Consider the following 17,267-nt stretch of genomic DNA (forward strand, 5'->3'; position numbering starts at 1 on the left):
TTTTACATCTACTGCCCGTATTTTTTTAGGGCAAACATTTACCTGTTGAAAACGTATGCAAATAACAACAAGGACTGGAGCATTAAGTGGTGAAACCCAAACAAGCACTAAAGCTTTTACCTTTTCGAAATCAGCTTATAGAACATTAAGTTATGTTTTGATAGCCATTGGTATATTTTTTCGTCTCTTCCATTATATCTACAACCGGTCACTGTGGACAGACGAAATGTATTTAAGCCTTAGCTTTTTAAAGATGGATTTTCTGGAATTAGCGGTAAAGCCTCTTGAGTACCAACAAAAAGCACCCATTGGCTTTTTGTGGTTGGTGAAATTATCAGTCATGGCATTTGGAAAACAGGAAATGGCTCTCCGGCTTATTCCTCTCTTAAGTGGGATAGCTTCACTCTTCTTCTTTAAAAAAGTTGCCGAGCGTTTTCTAAGTACTGCTGCAGTCGCTGCCGCTGTTGGCATTCTCGCCTTGGCGCCACCTTTTATTTACCATTCGGTAGAAATTAAACAATACGGCGTCGAAGTACTTGTTACTATCCTTGCCCTTTATCTTTACGTCAGGTACCAGCATAAAAAGGAAATCCCTCAACTAATAGGTTGGGGTATAGGTGGAGCTCTTCTTATCTGGTTCTCCTATTCTTCAATTTTTGTCCTAACTGGAATGGCGTTAGCTATTACCATTAATAATATTATTCGTGGAAGATGGAAAAGAGCTTTTCTTCAGGCTATTCCATTCTCAATGTGGATGCTAAGTTTCCTCATGAACTTCTTCCTCTTTACCTACCAAAAAACAAATTCAGGGTGGTTAATCGACTGGTTTGACATCAGGCAAGCATACCTCCCTATTCCTCCTAAATCGTTTGCTGATTTGTCATTCCTACTGCAAATGCCATACAAGATGTTGTTTTACCCCCTAGGACTATTATGGGAGTTTGTGGATGTAGACAATGGAGTGGTTCGGATTATTGGTAGGATGGGTGTAATATCCTTAACATTGTGGGTTGTCGGTATGGTCTTTTATATCAGAAAGAATCCTAAGGTTTTCATGATACTATTTCTGCCAGTGCTGCTCGCCATGGTTGCCTCGGCTATTCGGCAATATCCCTTTTACGAGCGACTTATCCTCTTCTTATGTCCATTAATCATTATTTTCATTGCCAAAGGATTTGATCGTATTTCGCATACTTTTTCCAAAACAACCTATGTTCAGCCAGTTCTTCTATTTTTGCTACTACTCGGGCCGCTTGGTACTTCTGCCGCTCAGGTAGCTGATACTAATCTTTTTGGAGGATATAAAAGAAACTACCAAAGGGATTGCTGGCTATATGTTAACCAAAGGTTTCAGCCTGGGGATGCAGTCTATGTTTACTGGAACATTCGTTACGGTTATCTTTTCTATAAAGATTCGTATGATCTTAGATATGATGGAATTCGGGGGAACGATTACAGAAAAGTTTCTCAAAATGCGGAAGATTACTTGAATAACCTAAATAAGGATATTAATAACTTGAAGAAATACAAACGGGTTTGGATCGTGTACGAAAAGGATTACTGGGTGGATATCGGCGATTATGATGGACATCCAGAGTGGTACTGGAAAAATTATTCCCTTCGTAATAAAACACTCGAGCGTTTTTCCACTCTAGGAAAGCAGTCTGATGTTTTTGATACCAAGCAGGCGAGGGTTGTTTTGGTAACTGTAAAGCAATTAAAATAAAGAAGTCGAGGGGCTGCATTTCAGCCCCTTGATTTTTTCCGCTTCGTTAAAGCACCGGTATTTTATCTCGAATTTACTGGCAGCGAGACCCTCTAATTTACAGGAGAGACAGTATAAGCACCATGATACGGCATTTCAGATTCTCTCTTGATTAATGCCTTTGGATTATAACCCCTTCTTATTTATATTTACCACTAACAATTTATTGGTTCACACTTGTTAGTAATTGCCAAACCTTATGAATTTTGTTTTTTCAGCTCCAGCTTCCGCTAGTCGCTCCTTAAAAGCACTTTTAATTTCTTTTAGCATTATTGCCATTTCAGCATTTGCATCCAATGCAGCTCAAATTCCCAAGATCTTTTCCTCAGCTAATCCAACCTGGATCAACCCGATACTCGAATCAGCTCAAAGAGTAAATTCTCGTGAGGTAAGTGAAGGGTATTATTTCACTCTTGTGGATATGCAAGAGCATGTAGAAAAGGAAGTTTCCTACCTACATTACTGCAAGCAGATCATCAGTGAGTCGGGAGTACAGAATGCATCTCAAATTTCAGTTGATTTTGATCCCTCTTTTCAGAAACTGGAATTCCACAAAATCATTATTTGGAGAAATGGAAAGCCCTCCAACAGGTTGAATTTAAAAGCTTTTAAAGTAATTGCAAACGAGGAAGACCTTTCCCGTTTCATTTACCAGGGCACTTACTCTGCTTACCTTATCCTTGATGATATTCGAAAAGGAGATAAGATTGAATATTCATATTCCATTACTGGACGTAATCCTATTTTCAAAGGGAAATTTAGTAAGGAACTCTATCTCCAGGGATATACAGCTATTAATAAGGCTTATTTAAGTGTAGTTTGTTCTTCATCTCGAAATTTGAACTTTAAGTACTTCAACAAGGTTCACAGTCCTAAAATTGAAAGTTTTAATGGAATGAAACGTTACACCTGGGAGGCTTTAATGGTTAAGGCAGCAATCCAGGAAGAAAATCAACCTTCATGGTATAATGATTTTAAGAGGGTCCAAATCAGCGATTACCAGAATTGGAAAGAAGTAGCTATATGGGCTAATGAATTAAATAAGCCAATTACGAGTTTCTCAGGAGCACTTGCATCAAGGGTGCAGGCTCTGAAAAAGAAAAATGTAGGTAACCTTTCTGGTTACTTTCGTGATGCTGTTACCTTGGTTCAAGATGAGGTTAGATATATGGGAGTGGAGATGGGAGTTTATTCCCATAAAGCTCACAATCCTCAAAAAGTTTTTGACCAACGTTACGGCGACTGTAAGGATAAATCATTGTTGTTGATGTCTATCCTCGAATTTGGAGGTATCAAGGCAAATATGGCTTTGATTAATACCTATTACCAGGATAAAGTGGCAAGTTATTTGCCTTCACCTTTAAATTTCAACCATGCGGTTGTAATTGCCTATGTCGGTGGGAAGCAAATTTGGGTAGACCCTACCATTAGCGGACAGGGAGGCAAGGGTACGGACCTATGGTTCCCCAATTACCGCATGGCTCTTATAGTGTCTCCTGGTAGCAATACCTTAAGTACAATACCTGAGGTGGCAGCCGGATTTTCTACCATGCGGGAAACATTTACAGTTGATTCCGCGACGATGGGAGCAACCCTATATGTAAAGACAAAATATACAGGTAATATGGCCGAAAGTGTGCGATCGTCATTAGCAAATCAAAGCATTACAGAAGCTGAGAAAAGCTATTTAGACTATTATGCGCGACTATATAAGGAGATTGAAGCAGTTGATACGGTAAAGATTAATGACAACCGGGGCAAAAATGAACTCGAGATCGAGGAGTTCTACAAAATCGACAACTTCCTTAAAAGAGAAAAAGATAAGTCGGGGTGTAAGGGGGAGTTCTACGCCTACCAGATAGAAAACGTTCTGCCTAAGGTGGCTGCCACGAGAAAAAGTCCTGCCTACCTAAACTATCAGTACTCCATATCTTATACGGCTTCCATTGTACTCCCCGGTGGCTGGAGAATTGAGCCAGAGAACAAAGAAATATCACGAAGTCAGTACAGACTTTATTACCGCACATTTACAGTAGGAGATACATTAAATCTGGACTACCAGTACAGCCTTACTGCAGACCATATTCCAACATCAGATGTAAAACAGGTGGTAAAGGATGTCGAAGACATTGATAATAATTACCTTGGCTTTTCCTTTACTTATAACCCTGACGCGACAAAGGCTGGAGGAGGAACTAATTACCCCATGCTTCTCTTTGCCCTATTTATTTTAGCTTCAGGAGTTTATGCAATAATTCGTATAGCTACCATGCATACTGCAACCGAAATGCCTGAATACGAACCAGCAGGGATAGGAGGCTGGCTCATATTCCTGGCTTTTTCCCTTTTAGCAACAGTTATCAGACCGCTTTACTTTGTTATTAGTCAGGAATATTTTAGTTCAAATTTGTGGGCGGCATATGATGGCCGGCAGATGGTTACAGCTTTCAAAATTCTGCTTGTATTTGAAGTCGCAGGTAATATTCTTTTATCTCTGGGAGCCGCCTTTTGCCTGTTCCTAATGTATAAGAAGAGAGATATATTTCCAAAAGTTACCGGCGCTGTCCTAGGGTTCTCTTTAATTTTTGCGCTAGCAGATACCTTTTTGGCCTCCGTATTTTTGAATATAAAAGACACTACCGACGCAAATACAGTAAGAGGGATAATAGGTTCTTTTGTTTGGATTGCTTATTTATCTCGCTCATCCCGTGTAAAAGAAACATTTATAATTCCTTATCCTGAAGAATATTTTGAAGTGCAAGAAGAGGTGGAGAAAAAAGATGAAGAGATTGGAGTTTAAAATTTAAGAAATCAGCAGTTAAAACCTGCAATTCATGCTTATGAGCAAGCATTTAATTTTGCCCTTGGAAAGGAGCAATCCGACAATTTAAAAGAGGGTATTGAACGGGTAAAAAGCAAGTTCAGCAGTACGTCAATATTCGTATATAGCTGTTCTTAAAAAAAAGCGGTTATTTAAGTTTGGGTGAAGCTTTTCATTTCGCTTAGCCCGAACTTATTCTATGTAACCTGGTATCACTTGAATCTGAAGGAAAAAATATTATTTTCGTTTCAATATTTATCAGTTAACATCACCATTCTATCTATGGTTACAGATAACAAGCTGCCTATTAACATTCAAGAAGATATTCGTGCAATAACCGAAATTGAGGCAATTCCTGGCATATTGAAGGTAGTTTGCCATGCTACCGGATTGGGTTTTGCAGCTGTGGCCCGAGTTACTGATTTGCATTGGGTAGCATGCAGTGTAAAAGACGATATTGCTTTTGGCTTGCAAGCCGGAGAACAACTTCGTTTGGTAACTACTATTTGTAACGAGATTCGTCAACATAAACAACCCGTTGTTATCGATCATGTTAGCGAGGATGAAACTTTCGCCAATCATCATACTCCAGCAATGTATGGCTTTCAAAGTTATATATCCTATCCCATCTTCCGCCACAATGGTGAGTTTTTCGGAACCTTATGTGCTATTGATCCCAAGCCGGCCAAACTTAAAAATCCTCAAATTATGGAGATGTTTAAGCTGTTTGCCGAGCTCATTTCCTTTCACCTTCATACATTGCAACAAATCGAGGTAAGTAAATCTGAACTTCAGGAGGAACAAAAGACCGCAGAATTCAGGGAGCAATTCATTGCTATCCTTGCACACGATCTGCGTAATCCTCTGGGGGCAATCACCAGCGGAATTCAGGTGCTTAAACAAATGCCGCTTGAAAAAAAGGCTGATAAATTACTCGGCATTATTCAGAATTCCTCTTTTAGAATGCAGGCGCTGATAGAAAATATGCTTGATTTTGCCCGTGGACGCTTCGGCAACGGATTCTCGCTCCATCTACAATCAGAACCGGAACTTGACGTAGTATTGCACCACGTGATAGATGAGCTAAGAGTAATCTGGCCAAACCGCCAAATAGAAGTAAGTTTTAATGCTGATTTACCTGTTATTTGTGATAGTAAACGCATCGGACAACTATTTTCTAATATCCTTGGAAACGCACTGATCCATGGCGCGGCTGATAAACCTGTTTTTGTAACATCCGAAAGCAAAGAAAGTAGGTACATCTTAAAGGTTAAAAATTCCGGCGATCCTATCCCTTCAGCTGCAATGGAGCGATTGTTCAAGCCCTTCTCCCGGAGCGAAGTAAAACCAGGACAGCAGGGGCTAGGCTTAGGATTATATATCGCATCCGAAATAGCAAAGGCCCATGGTGGCAATCTTGTGGTAAGCTCTGATCCTGTAGAAACGTGTTTTAGTTTGATTTTATCATGCCGAGAATAAGTCTTTCCTGTTTGAAATCCTTGAAGGTTATCAAGGGAAATATAGTTATTCAAACGACAATTGGATTTAAGAACGTTCTACTTGAGGTAAAGTAAGCGCCTCCCCGGCGATGTTTCAATTTGAAATTGAGAGCCTTCAAACTACCATCCCTTGACTTAACGACAATTTTCATATAGCCTAAATACATATATTGGTAGAGGGAATTATCACAATGGTAGATTACATTTTTATTGTAACTAGTAAAGGGGCATTTTAGAATATCTAAGCGAATAAGATGAACAATCCTGAGATAAAATTACATTCTTACTTCTGGACTGGCTTATGTATTTCATTGATTACGGTCTATGCTTTGATTTCGACCCAATTACATAAAGATCCTCGGGACCAGATAACGGCAGTCTATGCTTCCTTCTCAATTATTATGTGGATAATGATACCCGGCTCCTTGATTTTTTATTTAAATTACTGTGTCTTGTTCAGACTAAAAGGAAAGAACCTTACCATTACAATTGCTTTTATCACAGTTTCATTTCTTCTTTTATTTGTATCGCGAATGATATTTGACCACAGATCATTCTGGACATCATTTGTAATTTCTATCCTCCCGGTAGTCATTGCCATGTGGGTACCATTTACCATTTTAAGTGCCATTGTTTATCTCATACAACGATCAAGAGTACAAAAGGAACTCAACAAGCAAATACTCAAACAAAGCGCGGAAGCAGAACTGGCATTATTAAAAGCTCAGTTGAACCCACATTTTTTATTCAATACGCTTAATAATATTGATACACTCATACAGGTAGACGAAAAGCAAAGGGCCTCCGAATCGTTGATAAGGATGTCTGAAATGATGAGGTATACTACCTACGAAAGCTCAAACGACATGGTTTTATTAGCTGATGAGATTGCTTACCTAAACAATTACATCGAGCTTGAGATGTTGCGATCGTCTAACAAGGAACTAGTAAAGCTTGATATAAGGGACGATGTAGGAGAGTTTAAAGTAGCTCCGATGTTGCTGATTCCATTTGTTGAAAACGCGTTCAAACACAGTTCAGACAAAAGATCCATTTTCGCCATCCGCGTGGGGCTGGAAATAGCTCAGGGTAATCTAATTTTTACCTGTGCTAACAAATATGATGAGAATAGTAAAGCCACGAAGGACAAGAGTTCGGGAGTAGGTCTGCAGAATATACAGCGACGCCTGAACCTTCTTTATCCTGATAAACATGAACTTTGTATCCTGAAAGAGAATGGAGTTTTTGATATAAGACTAATCCTTACCCAAAATGGAAATTAACTGCATCATCATTGACGACGAGCCCCTGGCGCGTGAAAAAATTAAGCAGTACGTAAGCCAGGTTCCTATGTTTAAACTTACCGGATGTTTTGAAGATCCGATTGAAGCACTCCTGTTTCTGAAGTCACACCCTGTTGACCTGATATTTCTAGACATTCAGATGGAGCAGCTCAACGGAATTCAGTTTATGCAAACAATATCTCATCCTCCTAAAATTATAATAACCTCGGCCTATAGCGAGTACGCCCTGCAGGGATTTGAGTTCCGGGTTAGCGATTATCTATTAAAGCCAATATCCTTCAGTCGCTTTATGAAAGCGGTTGAAAAAGTAATGGAAGAACTAAGGGGGAGTGAAATACAAACCTCCGGTATCTTTGTAAAGACGGAATACAGGATGGAAAGAGTTGATCTTTCAGAGATTATTTATATAGAAGGCATGAAGGATTACCTCAACATTGTTTGCGAGAAAAGGCATCTATTAACTCTCCAGAGTTTTTCAAATATGGAAAAGAAGTTGAATTCAAACTTCATCCGTGTACATAAATCCTATATCGTAGCCCTTGATAAGGTTAAAAGTATCGAAAGAAATATTATTCATTTAGATGGAAAGCAGATCAATATTGGTATTAGTTACCGTGATCGGTTCTTTCAATTGATAAATTCTAACAGATGAAGCCAGTTTATATTTACATTATTACTGTGGGTACTATTCTTAGTAGCTTATACTTCGGCGACAGATTGTTTAAACTCCAGCATAGCGAGCAACAGGTATACCATGTACAGAATTTTAAGGTCAAAGATTCCGTGTTTGTGGATGACGCCGTTGTTTTTACAGGCAAGAACATTTTTGGAGTGCAGGAAGCAATTCTAGTACCGGGGCCAGAGTCAACCGAAAACTTTATGTACATATACCTCCGTTTTTCTCCTGAATGGTTTAATGCGAACTTAAAACCCAGGCTAAAAGTAGGCTGGCCAAATAGGTATAAGGCAGAGAATAAGTTATTCGATAACGTAGTTCGGTGGCACAAAAATAATTTGAAACGAGTTTGGCATATAAACGATTTTCCGGTTATCGTTCCTGGTAATGAAGTTGTTGTCCTGCTAAAGGAGGCTTATGGAGGTGATTTGAAGGAGTATATCAAATAGAAATAAGGTATCTTGGCAACTCAAAAGAAATTAGTTCTACTACTTTACAGGCAAATTACTAGATTTCAAACCCTTTTTTCTTCAAGGCTTGGCAAATACTATTCTTAAATTTACCTGCTAAATGATCTCATAAAATGTTAAAACCCTCTTGCTTCGTATATCTCCTGACATATTTCTGCTTACAGGTTATAACCCTATCAAATGCTCAAGGACAAGTTGTTGATGATAGAATTATACCATCAGGAGCCATAATAAGACCGGATTTTAAAAAGTATTTTGATGAGTGCGAAGTGGAAGGTTCTGTTGTTATTCTCGATAACAATCGTAAGCAATGGTATATCTCAGATACGAGTAGTATATTCCTGGAAACTTTGCCTGCCTCCACCTTCAAAATCATCAATTTGCTAATCGCCCTCGAAACAAAAACTATTACTGACGAAAACCAGGTTATAAAATGGCAGGGATTGACAGACACCGTGAAGTATGGCAACAGGCCGGAAATATATCATGATATGTCTGTTAAAGAAGCTTTTCAAGTTTCAGCTGTTTGGGTTTTCCTGGAAATTACCAGGAAGCTTGATCGAAACATTTATATGAAATACCTCTCCGAATCCGGTTAAAGGAACTTAAACCTCGTAGAGCCGCAGATTGATTTCTGGAATTTTGGCCCAATGGGAATTACCCCTTTAAATCAGGTGGATTTTCTTAAAAGACTTTATGAAGGGAAATTACCATTCTCTAAAAGAAGCATAGACATTGTAAAAAGGGTTATGTTAACCGAACAAAGTTCCTCTTATACTATACGGGCTAAAACAGGCTGGGCAAGGTATAAACACCAGAACAATGGGTGGTGGGTAGGTTACGTCGAAACCAATGGCAACGTGTTTTTCTTTGCCACAAGGCTGCTCCAGGACCGGACCAAAAATCGAAAGGACTTTGCAGATTGTCGTAAGAATATAACCAAATCAGTACTAAAATCTCTGCAAGCAATTCAGTAAATAAGACAATTATTATAAGTAGGTTTAGAAAACAATGCCAAATCAGCAATAGGATACCGTTTTTACTGCCAATTATTCATCTATGATCGGTGGCACGTAGTTTGATTAAGTTGGTGTATCAGGATATTCTCACTGGGTAAATCAAGATATTCCCTGTTGGTTCCCGGTTCAACATATAAACGGTCCTGCTCTGAGCGAAATGCTCAGAGCACGAAAAGACCAGATAGTTCAAAGTCTTTCTTACAATCTCAAATTAGTCAAACATCACCAAATTCTCGCGCCTGCAATAGCTAATTATTTCTAAAAATCACAGTGATTAGAACGTTAGAAGCATGAAAAGAAACAGATTTGCGAAATATCAGGACGCGTTACAAGTTTTACAGATTCACCAGGATGAATCAGGTTGCTAGGGATGGTTCATTTCGATAAGAATGTAAGCGTATTCATTCTCGTAATCCAATAAAAACTCACTACGATCGAGTTCTTTAGCTAATCTTAAAATAGAAAGAGGTTTTTCCGGCCCAGGGAAGAACTTGTCCATGTCGAAGTTGCAAAAAATGGCCCACATAGTTACTTCAGCGTAATATTCCTGGTACGGCATCAATTCAAAGTCACGGTAACACATTTCGCAAGGGTCGTCATTCAATGCGGAGGAGATCGCAAACCATGCAAATTCTGCGGAAAGGAATTCTGTTTTCTTTAATCTGCAGGAATACAATGTGGTAGAGTTTTCCGGGGACACTGTTTCAGTAAATTGAACATGTTGAGCAGGTAAATCCTCATACTTGAGAAACTGCGACATCTGTTCTGACGATAAAAATTTTTCCTTATCCATTAAGCTTCAAACCAACTAGTGAGTAGGTTCATATAGTTTTTAGGTTTATTTGGCTAATGTACAAAGACATGATCAAAATAAGTTATTTATTAAAAATAGATTTTGATCGCCTTATAAATCAAGTCATATTTCTACCAGTACTTATGGTCTAGCTCTCTTCTTACCTCATGAGGAGGTTATAATTCGAGGGTAACTAAAGCTCGCCGGTTTACCTCAGTTTTAATATAGCCAATGAATCTATAGATTATTTCATTTGCTTCGATAAGATATTGTGCAGCCAGCTCTCTTTTGTACTTTGTTATTTTCTTGTCGTAAAAAAAATCATTATTTATCCTTGCTAGATCGATTTTTACTATTGTCTTAACATGTGCCGAATCTGGCAATTTAGAGGTAATAATCCTTGCGTTATCAACAAGCACTGTTAATTTATACATCCCGCTCTGCGCCTTAAAATCAGTTATTAAATCAATCACAAAAAGGTCGTCCTTTCTTACTGGTGTGTTATGCATGGTGGTTGCTAATAAAATTTTACCAGCCTCTTTATCAACTAGTCTGAAGTCATGCTCATCATTAGGCTCAAATGACTTAAGGAAAGCAGAAAAAATACACTTTTTCGTTACAATTGGATTATGGAGGTCTACCAATTCTTCCACAATAAGCTTCGAACCTTTAGTAGTAAAGGGTTTTAATTCGGCAGTCTGCGAATAGCTATTCAGAAATTCAATTACAAGCAGAGTTATGATAAGGCATTTTTTTTTCATGATAAAGAGATGGGTTTTGTAAAATAATTAAAAAAAGGATGCTGTCGATCTAATTCAACAAAATCCTTGGCATTAATAAGAGATAATGTAAAAATAAATAGAGTAACCAAAAGGACAAAAAGTTCCCTTGGGTATCCGAAAGTAATGATTATCATTAAAAGCTCCTACTGATCACTTTCATATACCCTTCATTATTCGACCTCTTAAAAATTATATCCCGGCATTGGTTGAATAACACAAAAGATTTTAATGAGGTTATCAGTTTTTCAATGGTAACTAGATCGAGTACAACAGGCTCAAAATGTAGATTGTGTACAATCAATACTTTAGCTTTTCGATCTGCCTTAGCGTCCATCCGGGCTATAAAGGTGTCTCCTGCAAGTATCGGAAGTGAGAAATAGCCATACTTTCTCTTATTGGCAGGGACAAAGCACTCAATCTGGTAGTCGAAATTGAAGAAATTCGCCAAGCGGGAACGGAACACATTAACTATATCAAAAGGTGAAAGAATAAACACATCATTATCTAATTCAACTTCGGTCTCCTGGCTTGCGAGCATATAGTGCGGACCTTTAATCCGCTCAATATTAACGATGTTAATCTCACCCTGCTCAACCATCTCTGCGAGAACATTTTTCAGCGGATTGCCTTTCACTCTTCTCGCATACCAGTTCATTTCTTTGGCTGAAGCAATCCCCATTGCCTTTAATGTGCGAAGAATAATAAAGCTAACAAATTCATTATCAGTCGGGACAGTCTGATCGGTTTCTGGAGGTACTAAGTTAAAGGGAAGATCATAGATCTTTTTAAAAGCCTTGTTTCGGCTAATCATGAGGTCTCCAATTAAATATAGCTTTTCGAGTACAACTTTGGAAGGTCTCCAATCCCACCATCCAGTGCTGGCTTCTATACGGTCATTTTCAAAATCTTCAACCATTACAGGACCGTTCCGCTCCACCATGTCCATAATTGTCTTTCTTAAATTATCCTGAGGGTTAGTGAAAGGTTTTCCCTGGGTCCTAAAAGCATTTTTTACTTTAAGAGAATAGCGGAAGTCGCGCATTGGTAAATAACCAGCATCGGAGAAAAAATACTCAAAGATCAGCCCTTCCTCTCCAAGTTCCGTTAGCCATTCGGTTTGGTAATCAGGGACACGAGCTTGAAGCACATGATGATGGGCGCGCTCAACAACATAATTAGTATCCAACTGCACAAAGCCCAAATGATCAATTACCTTGAAAACTGCGTCTTTTCCTGTTCCAAACTGCCCTTTCCTTGCTAAGCCGGCCGCTGAAAGAATAATTCTCCTTGCTTGTTTTTGTGTTAGTGAGATGGATTGCACGAGGTAAAAATAGCATTTGCTTTCAATGTATCCGCATATCGTAAAAACCACCTCGCGCAAATCAAGAACTTATCCCGTCGTAAATTCTAAACCTAACATTAATTTCTTACCTTCAGAATTTTAAACAAAATCAAGCGTTTATCCTTTAAAGGAATTGTATATCTGGAACTGTTATGATTTTATTAGACGGAAGTATTTTTGGAGCAAAGCAAATTCCTTTTGAGGAGATCACCAACCTTGAGAAAAATTCACCGCAATTAATTATTTATGCCATTCCTGCGATGGCTTTTTTTACTTTCCTCGAAATTGGTTATTCGTGGTATCTCCAAAACAAAAACTACCGTCTAAAGGAATCAATAGGCTCTGCCCTGGTTGGATTTGGAAGTGTAGGGATTGGTGTCTTTTTTAAGGTAGTAATCCTCTACGCAGCAGTTTGGATCTACAATTTAGTTCCGTGGCGCATGGAGTTCAACTGGTGGACCATCATTCCTTGTTATATCGTTTTCGACTTTTTTAGCTACTGGTCGCATCGTATATCTCATTTCAACCGGTTCTTTTGGGCTACCCACGTTGTTCATCACTCCGCCGAAACGTATAACTTGACGGTGTCATTCAGACTTAGCTGGATCCAAAACCTCAAGATCATATTCTTTGTGCCCGTTGCCTTGATGGCATTCCACCCCGTTATATTCTTCGTAGTGAGTCAAATTGCTGTACTCTTCCAATTTTGGGTACATACGGAGTATATTGGCAAACTTCATCCTGTGATAGAATATATATTCGCTACCCCATCCAATCACAGGGTGCACCATGGTTCGCAGGAGAAATACCTTGATAAAAACTTCGCTGCTACGTTTATCATTTGGGACAGGATATTCGGCACTTACCATGATGAAAATGAAAAGCCTGAATACGGCTTAACGAGTAAAATTGGCGACAGACTGGATCCAATATTCCTTAACTTTCATGAATTTGTAGATATGGCAAAAGACGTGAGGAAGGCAAAGGGCATTAAAGAAAAACTTTTTTATGCTTTTGCCAGTCCGGCTAAAATTCACGAACGAAAGCAAAAGTTAGGAACTTAACCATGAACTAGAATGAGTTCGTTGGGTTCAACCATTTTATTACCGCGAAGCTATAGGTGTTATTGAAGAGTTGATAGAAGTAGGCCGCTACCCGAAACGCGTAGCAGGCCTGATTCTTATTGAATACTAACTTAAACACCTACCTCAACATCAGCAATAGCTTTATCTAAAGCATTTTCCTGTATACCTGGAATGTTTAAACCTTCTGCTCGGTAAACAGTTACATCGGTCATTCCTAGAAAGCCTAGAACACTTTTAAGATAAGGAACTACAAAGTCATAAGGAGCATAAGGCCCAGATGAGTACACACCGCCAGTAGCTACCGCAATATAAACCTTCTTGCTTTTTACAAGACCTTCTGGACCTTCCTGACTATAGCGGAAGGTCTTACCTGACCGGGCAACATGGTCTATCCAGGCTTTAAGCGACGAATGTATAGTAAAATTATACATCGGTGCTCCAAGAACAATTACATCAGCCTCCATCAATTCTGAAATAGACTTATCAGAGTACAGAATGTTGTCGCGGTCATCAGAAGTGAGCTGTTCTTCGGGTGTGAAAAACGATTGTAGATGGGGCGCGTCAAGATGTGGGATGTTCTCGTTGAGCAGGTTCACCTCGTTTACCTTACTGCCTGGATATTTCTGCTGTAATTTTTCTACTATGGCTCTGCCTAATTGAATACTTACTGAAGCATCCTGGCGGGGACTTGAAATTAAGTGAAGAATAGTTTTCATTACTAATATTTTATAGAGTTTCGAATAAACCGGACATTTGCCGGTAATAACTTTAGACAAAGTTAGCCCTGGTGAATGGTTAAAAACCCTAACTTCCCTCCAGGGAAGCGCTTCCATCAAAGGAAGTGAGTACCTTTACATTTATGGAAATGATTGAAGATCAAATCATACATTCAGGGGAAACATGTATTACAAGCGTAAACTACATTAGCGACGCGCTGTACGTTTTGGGCGGCAAATGGAAGCTAGTTATTATTTTCTCACTTACTGAGTCTCCCCGACGCTTCGGGGAATTGCAAAAGATATTACACGGTATCGGTCCAAAGATGCTTGCTAAAGACCTTAAGGAGCTAGAGTTAAATGAGTTTATAGTCCGTCGTGTCTATAAAGGTTCGCCGGCAAAGGTTATTTATGAAGCCACTCCCTATAGTAAATCCTTGTCTAAAATACTGTTTGAATTGAGGGACTGGGGGATGCAGCACCGGGAAAAGATTAAGCAAAGTATGCGTAAATAATGAAGATCCGCTAAGCAGCAATCCATTACCATAAACTCTGTATGAATTCAAAAATAGTTACTCTTTAATTGCCATTCCGGCCAAAACTCACGAACCAAAGCAAAAGGCAGGATAGGGCTGGGATAATTATAATAACTTCCTTAAATAAACTGCGTACAAGTGGCCTGAACTACAATTTAGGTAAGTGGATAAAAAGGAAGAAGATAAAAAGAAGATAACCCAAATATCATCAACATCAATAGTAGTAGGTGTACTTTTAGCAGCTGCCTTTTACTTGCTGGGATTTAATTATTTAGGTGGTGCCATGGTAATCTATTGTTTGGTCATGTCGCTGCACTTATTACTGCTAAAAAAGGGATTCGTAAAAAATCCTACACTCAACAACACCTTTATAGTGAGCCTCTTTATTATCCTGGTAGTCTATTTGCAGGGACTAAAAGCTGGTGGATATATGTTTTTTCTGACGTTCTACATTGCTATTCCCTACATGATAGACACCACGAAAAAATTTAAAGAGGAAATGTTCCTTTATTTTGGTATCACTACTTTGTCCTTCCTTATTTGTATGTTCTTTGTGCCTGAAATAAGTACCTGGGAAAAAATTTCAGACGAACACTATCATTACCTTTTTATCGCTAATGGCCTATCCACAATAAGCATGGCATTAGGTTTTGTTTATCAGGGAGTTAAGTTTGCGAAACAACATGAAGATGCGCTAATTGCCGAGACCAATAATACTAAACAACTAAATGCCGACCTAAAAATTCAATCTCTCGAATTGCAGCAGCAATCAGATAATCTCCAAGCGCTGAATGAAGAACTGCAAACCCAGTCGGAAGAACTAAAATCTCAGGCCGAACATCTTTGCACAATGAATGAATTGCTGCAAACTGAGCGAGAACGGGCAGACATAGCCAATCAGGCAAAAAGTGTATTCCTGGCAACCATGAGTCATGAAATTCGCACTCCAATGAATGGAGTACTCGGAATGGCATCACTATTGGCTCAAACCCGGCTGGATGCAGAACAGGAAGAGTATGTAAACGTGATTAATAACAGCGGGGATGCCCTGCTACACGTCATAAACGATATCCTGGACTTTTCAAAGATCGAGTCGGGTAATCTTGAACTTGAAAAACATGACTTTAACCTTCGCCACTGTGTAGAGGCTGTACTCGATGTTTTTGCTAGTAAAGCAGGTCAACAAGGTTTAGACCTGGTGTATCAAATGGATCATTTGCTACCTGTAATGATAGTTGGAGACAGTATGCGTTTGCGACAGGTTCTAATCAACTTTGTTGGTAATGCAGTAAAATTTACTCAGCAGGGGGAAGTATTTGTAGAAGTCAATCTAGTTAATGCTGTAGGTGATGATCTTGACCTAAGTTTCAGTATTCATGATACAGGTATTGGGATCCCGGAAGATAAGTTATCCCGACTATTTAAGGCCTTCTCGCAAGTAGATTCTTCAACTACCCGCAAATATGGAGGATCGGGACTTGGCTTGGCTATCAGTGAACGTCTTATTAAACTTATGGGGGGAGATGTAAGCGTTTCCAGTACAGTAGGAGTAGGGACAACCTTTAAGTTCACTTTAAAAACCCGCGTAGCGCACAGTTCGGAAAGGCAATATGTAACACTAAGCACTGCAGGCCTCGATAAGAAAAAGGTGTTGATCCTAGATGATAATCAAACCAACTTGTCTATATTGCAAAAGCAGTTAGCTCTTTGGAATATTAAGGCCTTGCCTGCACTTTCCGGAGCCGAAGCTCTCGCCTTGTTGAAAGACCAGCATTTTGACTTGATCATCTCGGATATGCAAATGCCCGAAATGGATGGAGTAAGCTTTGCAAGGGCCGCGAAAGTTTTACATCCCGCAACTCCCATTGTTCTACTTAGTTCGGTAGGTGATGAATCACGTTCCAAATATCCAGAACTTTTTAACTCGGTAGTAAACAAACCTATTAAACAAGCGCAGCTAAAATCTATCGTGCAACAGGAACTGAAGCTAAAATCAGAAAACAGCCTTCCTGAAGCCGGAATGATTGTAACACTTAGCGATGATTTCGCTACAGCTTTTCCTTTCGATATCCTTATTGCTGAAGACAACCTAATCAACCAGAAGTTAGCAACTCGCGTCCTTAACAAATTAGGCTACTATCCAAAGATTGCAGCGAATGGGAAAGAAGCCGTAGATATGCTTAACGAGCACCCCTATGATCTTATCTTAATGGATATGCTGATGCCGGAGATGGATGGTATTGAAGCAACAATGACAATCAGGCTGAATAAAGATATTCAGCAACCTATAATCGTTGCTATGACTGCCAATGTAATGCCCGAGGATAAAGAAAAGTGTTTGAATGCTGGTATGAGCGCCTTTGTTTCAAAGCCATTCAAATTGGAGGATTTGAAGGATGTTCTTAAAGAAATGAGTAGCGTCCGCTGAAGAGCGCATAAAGGGAATTATCCTAATCCTC

General features: G+C 39.2%; 13 protein-coding genes and 1 pseudogene. 10 read left to right on the plus strand and 4 right to left on the minus strand.

The genetic code is table 11. The annotated features are described in order from the left end of the window. Positions 1-55 precede the first annotated feature (55 nt). The 7 genes and pseudogenes from J4N25_RS00365 (at position 56) to J4N25_RS00395 (ending at position 9,512) form a co-directional block, all read left to right on the plus strand. Complete coding sequence (locus J4N25_RS00365; protein WP_207420131.1) at positions 56-1,726, plus strand: glycosyltransferase family 39 protein; 1,671 nt, start codon at positions 56-58, stop codon at positions 1,724-1,726. Positions 1,727-1,964: 238 nt separating this feature from the next. Continuing rightward, positions 1,965-4,565: a DUF3857 domain-containing protein gene (locus tag J4N25_RS00370; protein WP_207420132.1), complete on the plus strand. Its 2,601-nt coding sequence runs from the start codon at positions 1,965-1,967 to the stop codon at positions 4,563-4,565. A 303-nt stretch (positions 4,566-4,868) separates the two neighbouring features. After that, positions 4,869-6,065, plus strand: coding sequence for a GAF domain-containing sensor histidine kinase (locus J4N25_RS00375; RefSeq protein WP_207420133.1), 1,197 nt, complete (start codon positions 4,869-4,871; stop codon positions 6,063-6,065). Positions 6,066-6,537: 472 nt separating this feature from the next. Next, positions 6,538-7,368, plus strand: coding sequence for a sensor histidine kinase (locus J4N25_RS00380; protein WP_207420134.1), 831 nt, complete (start codon positions 6,538-6,540; stop codon positions 7,366-7,368). Further along, on the plus strand, positions 7,358-8,041 hold the full coding sequence (locus tag J4N25_RS00385; protein ID WP_207420135.1) for a LytR/AlgR family response regulator transcription factor: 684 nt from the start codon (positions 7,358-7,360) through the stop codon (positions 8,039-8,041). Before J4N25_RS00380 ends, J4N25_RS00385 begins: the two co-directional genes overlap by 11 nt. After that, positions 8,038-8,514, plus strand: coding sequence for a hypothetical protein (locus J4N25_RS00390; protein WP_207420136.1), 477 nt, complete (start codon positions 8,038-8,040; stop codon positions 8,512-8,514). Before J4N25_RS00385 ends, J4N25_RS00390 begins: the two co-directional genes overlap by 4 nt. 134 nt (positions 8,515-8,648) lie before the next feature. Next, positions 8,649-9,512, plus strand: a pseudogene (locus tag J4N25_RS00395) (penicillin-binding transpeptidase domain-containing protein). Between the two features lie 406 nt (positions 9,513-9,918). On the opposite strand, the gene J4N25_RS00400 reads toward J4N25_RS00395, so the two are convergent. From J4N25_RS00400 to J4N25_RS00410, 3 genes are all read right to left on the minus strand, one after another. Continuing rightward, positions 9,919-10,347, minus strand: coding sequence for a hypothetical protein (locus J4N25_RS00400; RefSeq protein ID WP_207420137.1), 429 nt, complete (start codon positions 10,345-10,347; stop codon positions 9,919-9,921). A gap of 176 nt (positions 10,348-10,523) precedes the next feature. After that, positions 10,524-11,108 carry a hypothetical protein gene (locus tag J4N25_RS00405; RefSeq protein ID WP_207420138.1) on the minus strand — a complete coding sequence of 195 codons (585 nt, stop codon included), beginning with the start codon at positions 11,106-11,108 and terminating at the stop codon, positions 10,524-10,526. A gap of 154 nt (positions 11,109-11,262) precedes the next feature. Then, entirely contained in the window at positions 11,263-12,450 is a 1,188-nt protein-coding gene (locus tag J4N25_RS00410; protein WP_207420139.1) for a winged helix-turn-helix domain-containing protein, read from the minus strand. 173 nt (positions 12,451-12,623) lie between these two features. On the opposite strand from J4N25_RS00410, the gene J4N25_RS00415 reads away from it, so the two are divergent. After that, the gene (locus J4N25_RS00415) at positions 12,624-13,535 is read left to right on the plus strand and encodes a sterol desaturase family protein (protein ID WP_207420140.1); all 912 of its coding nucleotides are present in this window, start codon (positions 12,624-12,626) and stop codon (positions 13,533-13,535) included. A 131-nt stretch (positions 13,536-13,666) separates the two neighbouring features. Here J4N25_RS00415 and J4N25_RS00420 read toward each other — a convergent pair whose 3' ends face one another. After that, on the minus strand, positions 13,667-14,272 hold the full coding sequence (locus J4N25_RS00420) for an FMN-dependent NADH-azoreductase (protein WP_207420141.1): 606 nt from the start codon (positions 14,270-14,272) through the stop codon (positions 13,667-13,669). Between the two features lie 149 nt (positions 14,273-14,421). On the opposite strand from J4N25_RS00420, the gene J4N25_RS00425 reads away from it, so the two are divergent. Continuing rightward, positions 14,422-14,787: a winged helix-turn-helix transcriptional regulator gene (locus J4N25_RS00425; RefSeq protein ID WP_207420142.1), complete on the plus strand. Its 366-nt coding sequence runs from the start codon at positions 14,422-14,424 to the stop codon at positions 14,785-14,787. A 184-nt stretch (positions 14,788-14,971) separates the two neighbouring features. Beyond that, positions 14,972-17,236 (plus strand): response regulator, encoded by a 2,265-nt coding sequence (locus J4N25_RS00430; RefSeq protein ID WP_207420143.1) that lies wholly within the window; start codon positions 14,972-14,974, stop codon positions 17,234-17,236. The last annotated feature ends 31 nt before the right edge of the window (positions 17,237-17,267 follow it).

This window comes from Desertivirga brevis (assembly GCF_017355835.1).

Coding starts and splice junctions, on each gene's coding strand:
- J4N25_RS00365 (WP_207420131.1), top strand. CDS start 56: ATGCAAATAACAACAAGGACTGGAGCATTAAGTGGTGAAACCCAAACA.
- J4N25_RS00370 (WP_207420132.1), top strand. CDS start 1,965: ATGAATTTTGTTTTTTCAGCTCCAGCTTCCGCTAGTCGCTCCTTAAAA.
- J4N25_RS00375 (WP_207420133.1), top strand. CDS start 4,869: ATGGTTACAGATAACAAGCTGCCTATTAACATTCAAGAAGATATTCGT.
- J4N25_RS00385 (WP_207420135.1), top strand. CDS start 7,358: ATGGAAATTAACTGCATCATCATTGACGACGAGCCCCTGGCGCGTGAA.
- J4N25_RS00390 (WP_207420136.1), top strand. CDS start 8,038: ATGAAGCCAGTTTATATTTACATTATTACTGTGGGTACTATTCTTAGT.
- J4N25_RS00400 (WP_207420137.1), bottom strand. CDS start 10,347: ATGGATAAGGAAAAATTTTTATCGTCAGAACAGATGTCGCAGTTTCTC.
- J4N25_RS00405 (WP_207420138.1), bottom strand. CDS start 11,108: ATGAAAAAAAAATGCCTTATCATAACTCTGCTTGTAATTGAATTTCTG.
- J4N25_RS00415 (WP_207420140.1), top strand. CDS start 12,624: ATGATTTTATTAGACGGAAGTATTTTTGGAGCAAAGCAAATTCCTTTT.
- J4N25_RS00420 (WP_207420141.1), bottom strand. CDS start 14,272: ATGAAAACTATTCTTCACTTAATTTCAAGTCCCCGCCAGGATGCTTCA.
- J4N25_RS00425 (WP_207420142.1), top strand. CDS start 14,422: ATGATTGAAGATCAAATCATACATTCAGGGGAAACATGTATTACAAGC.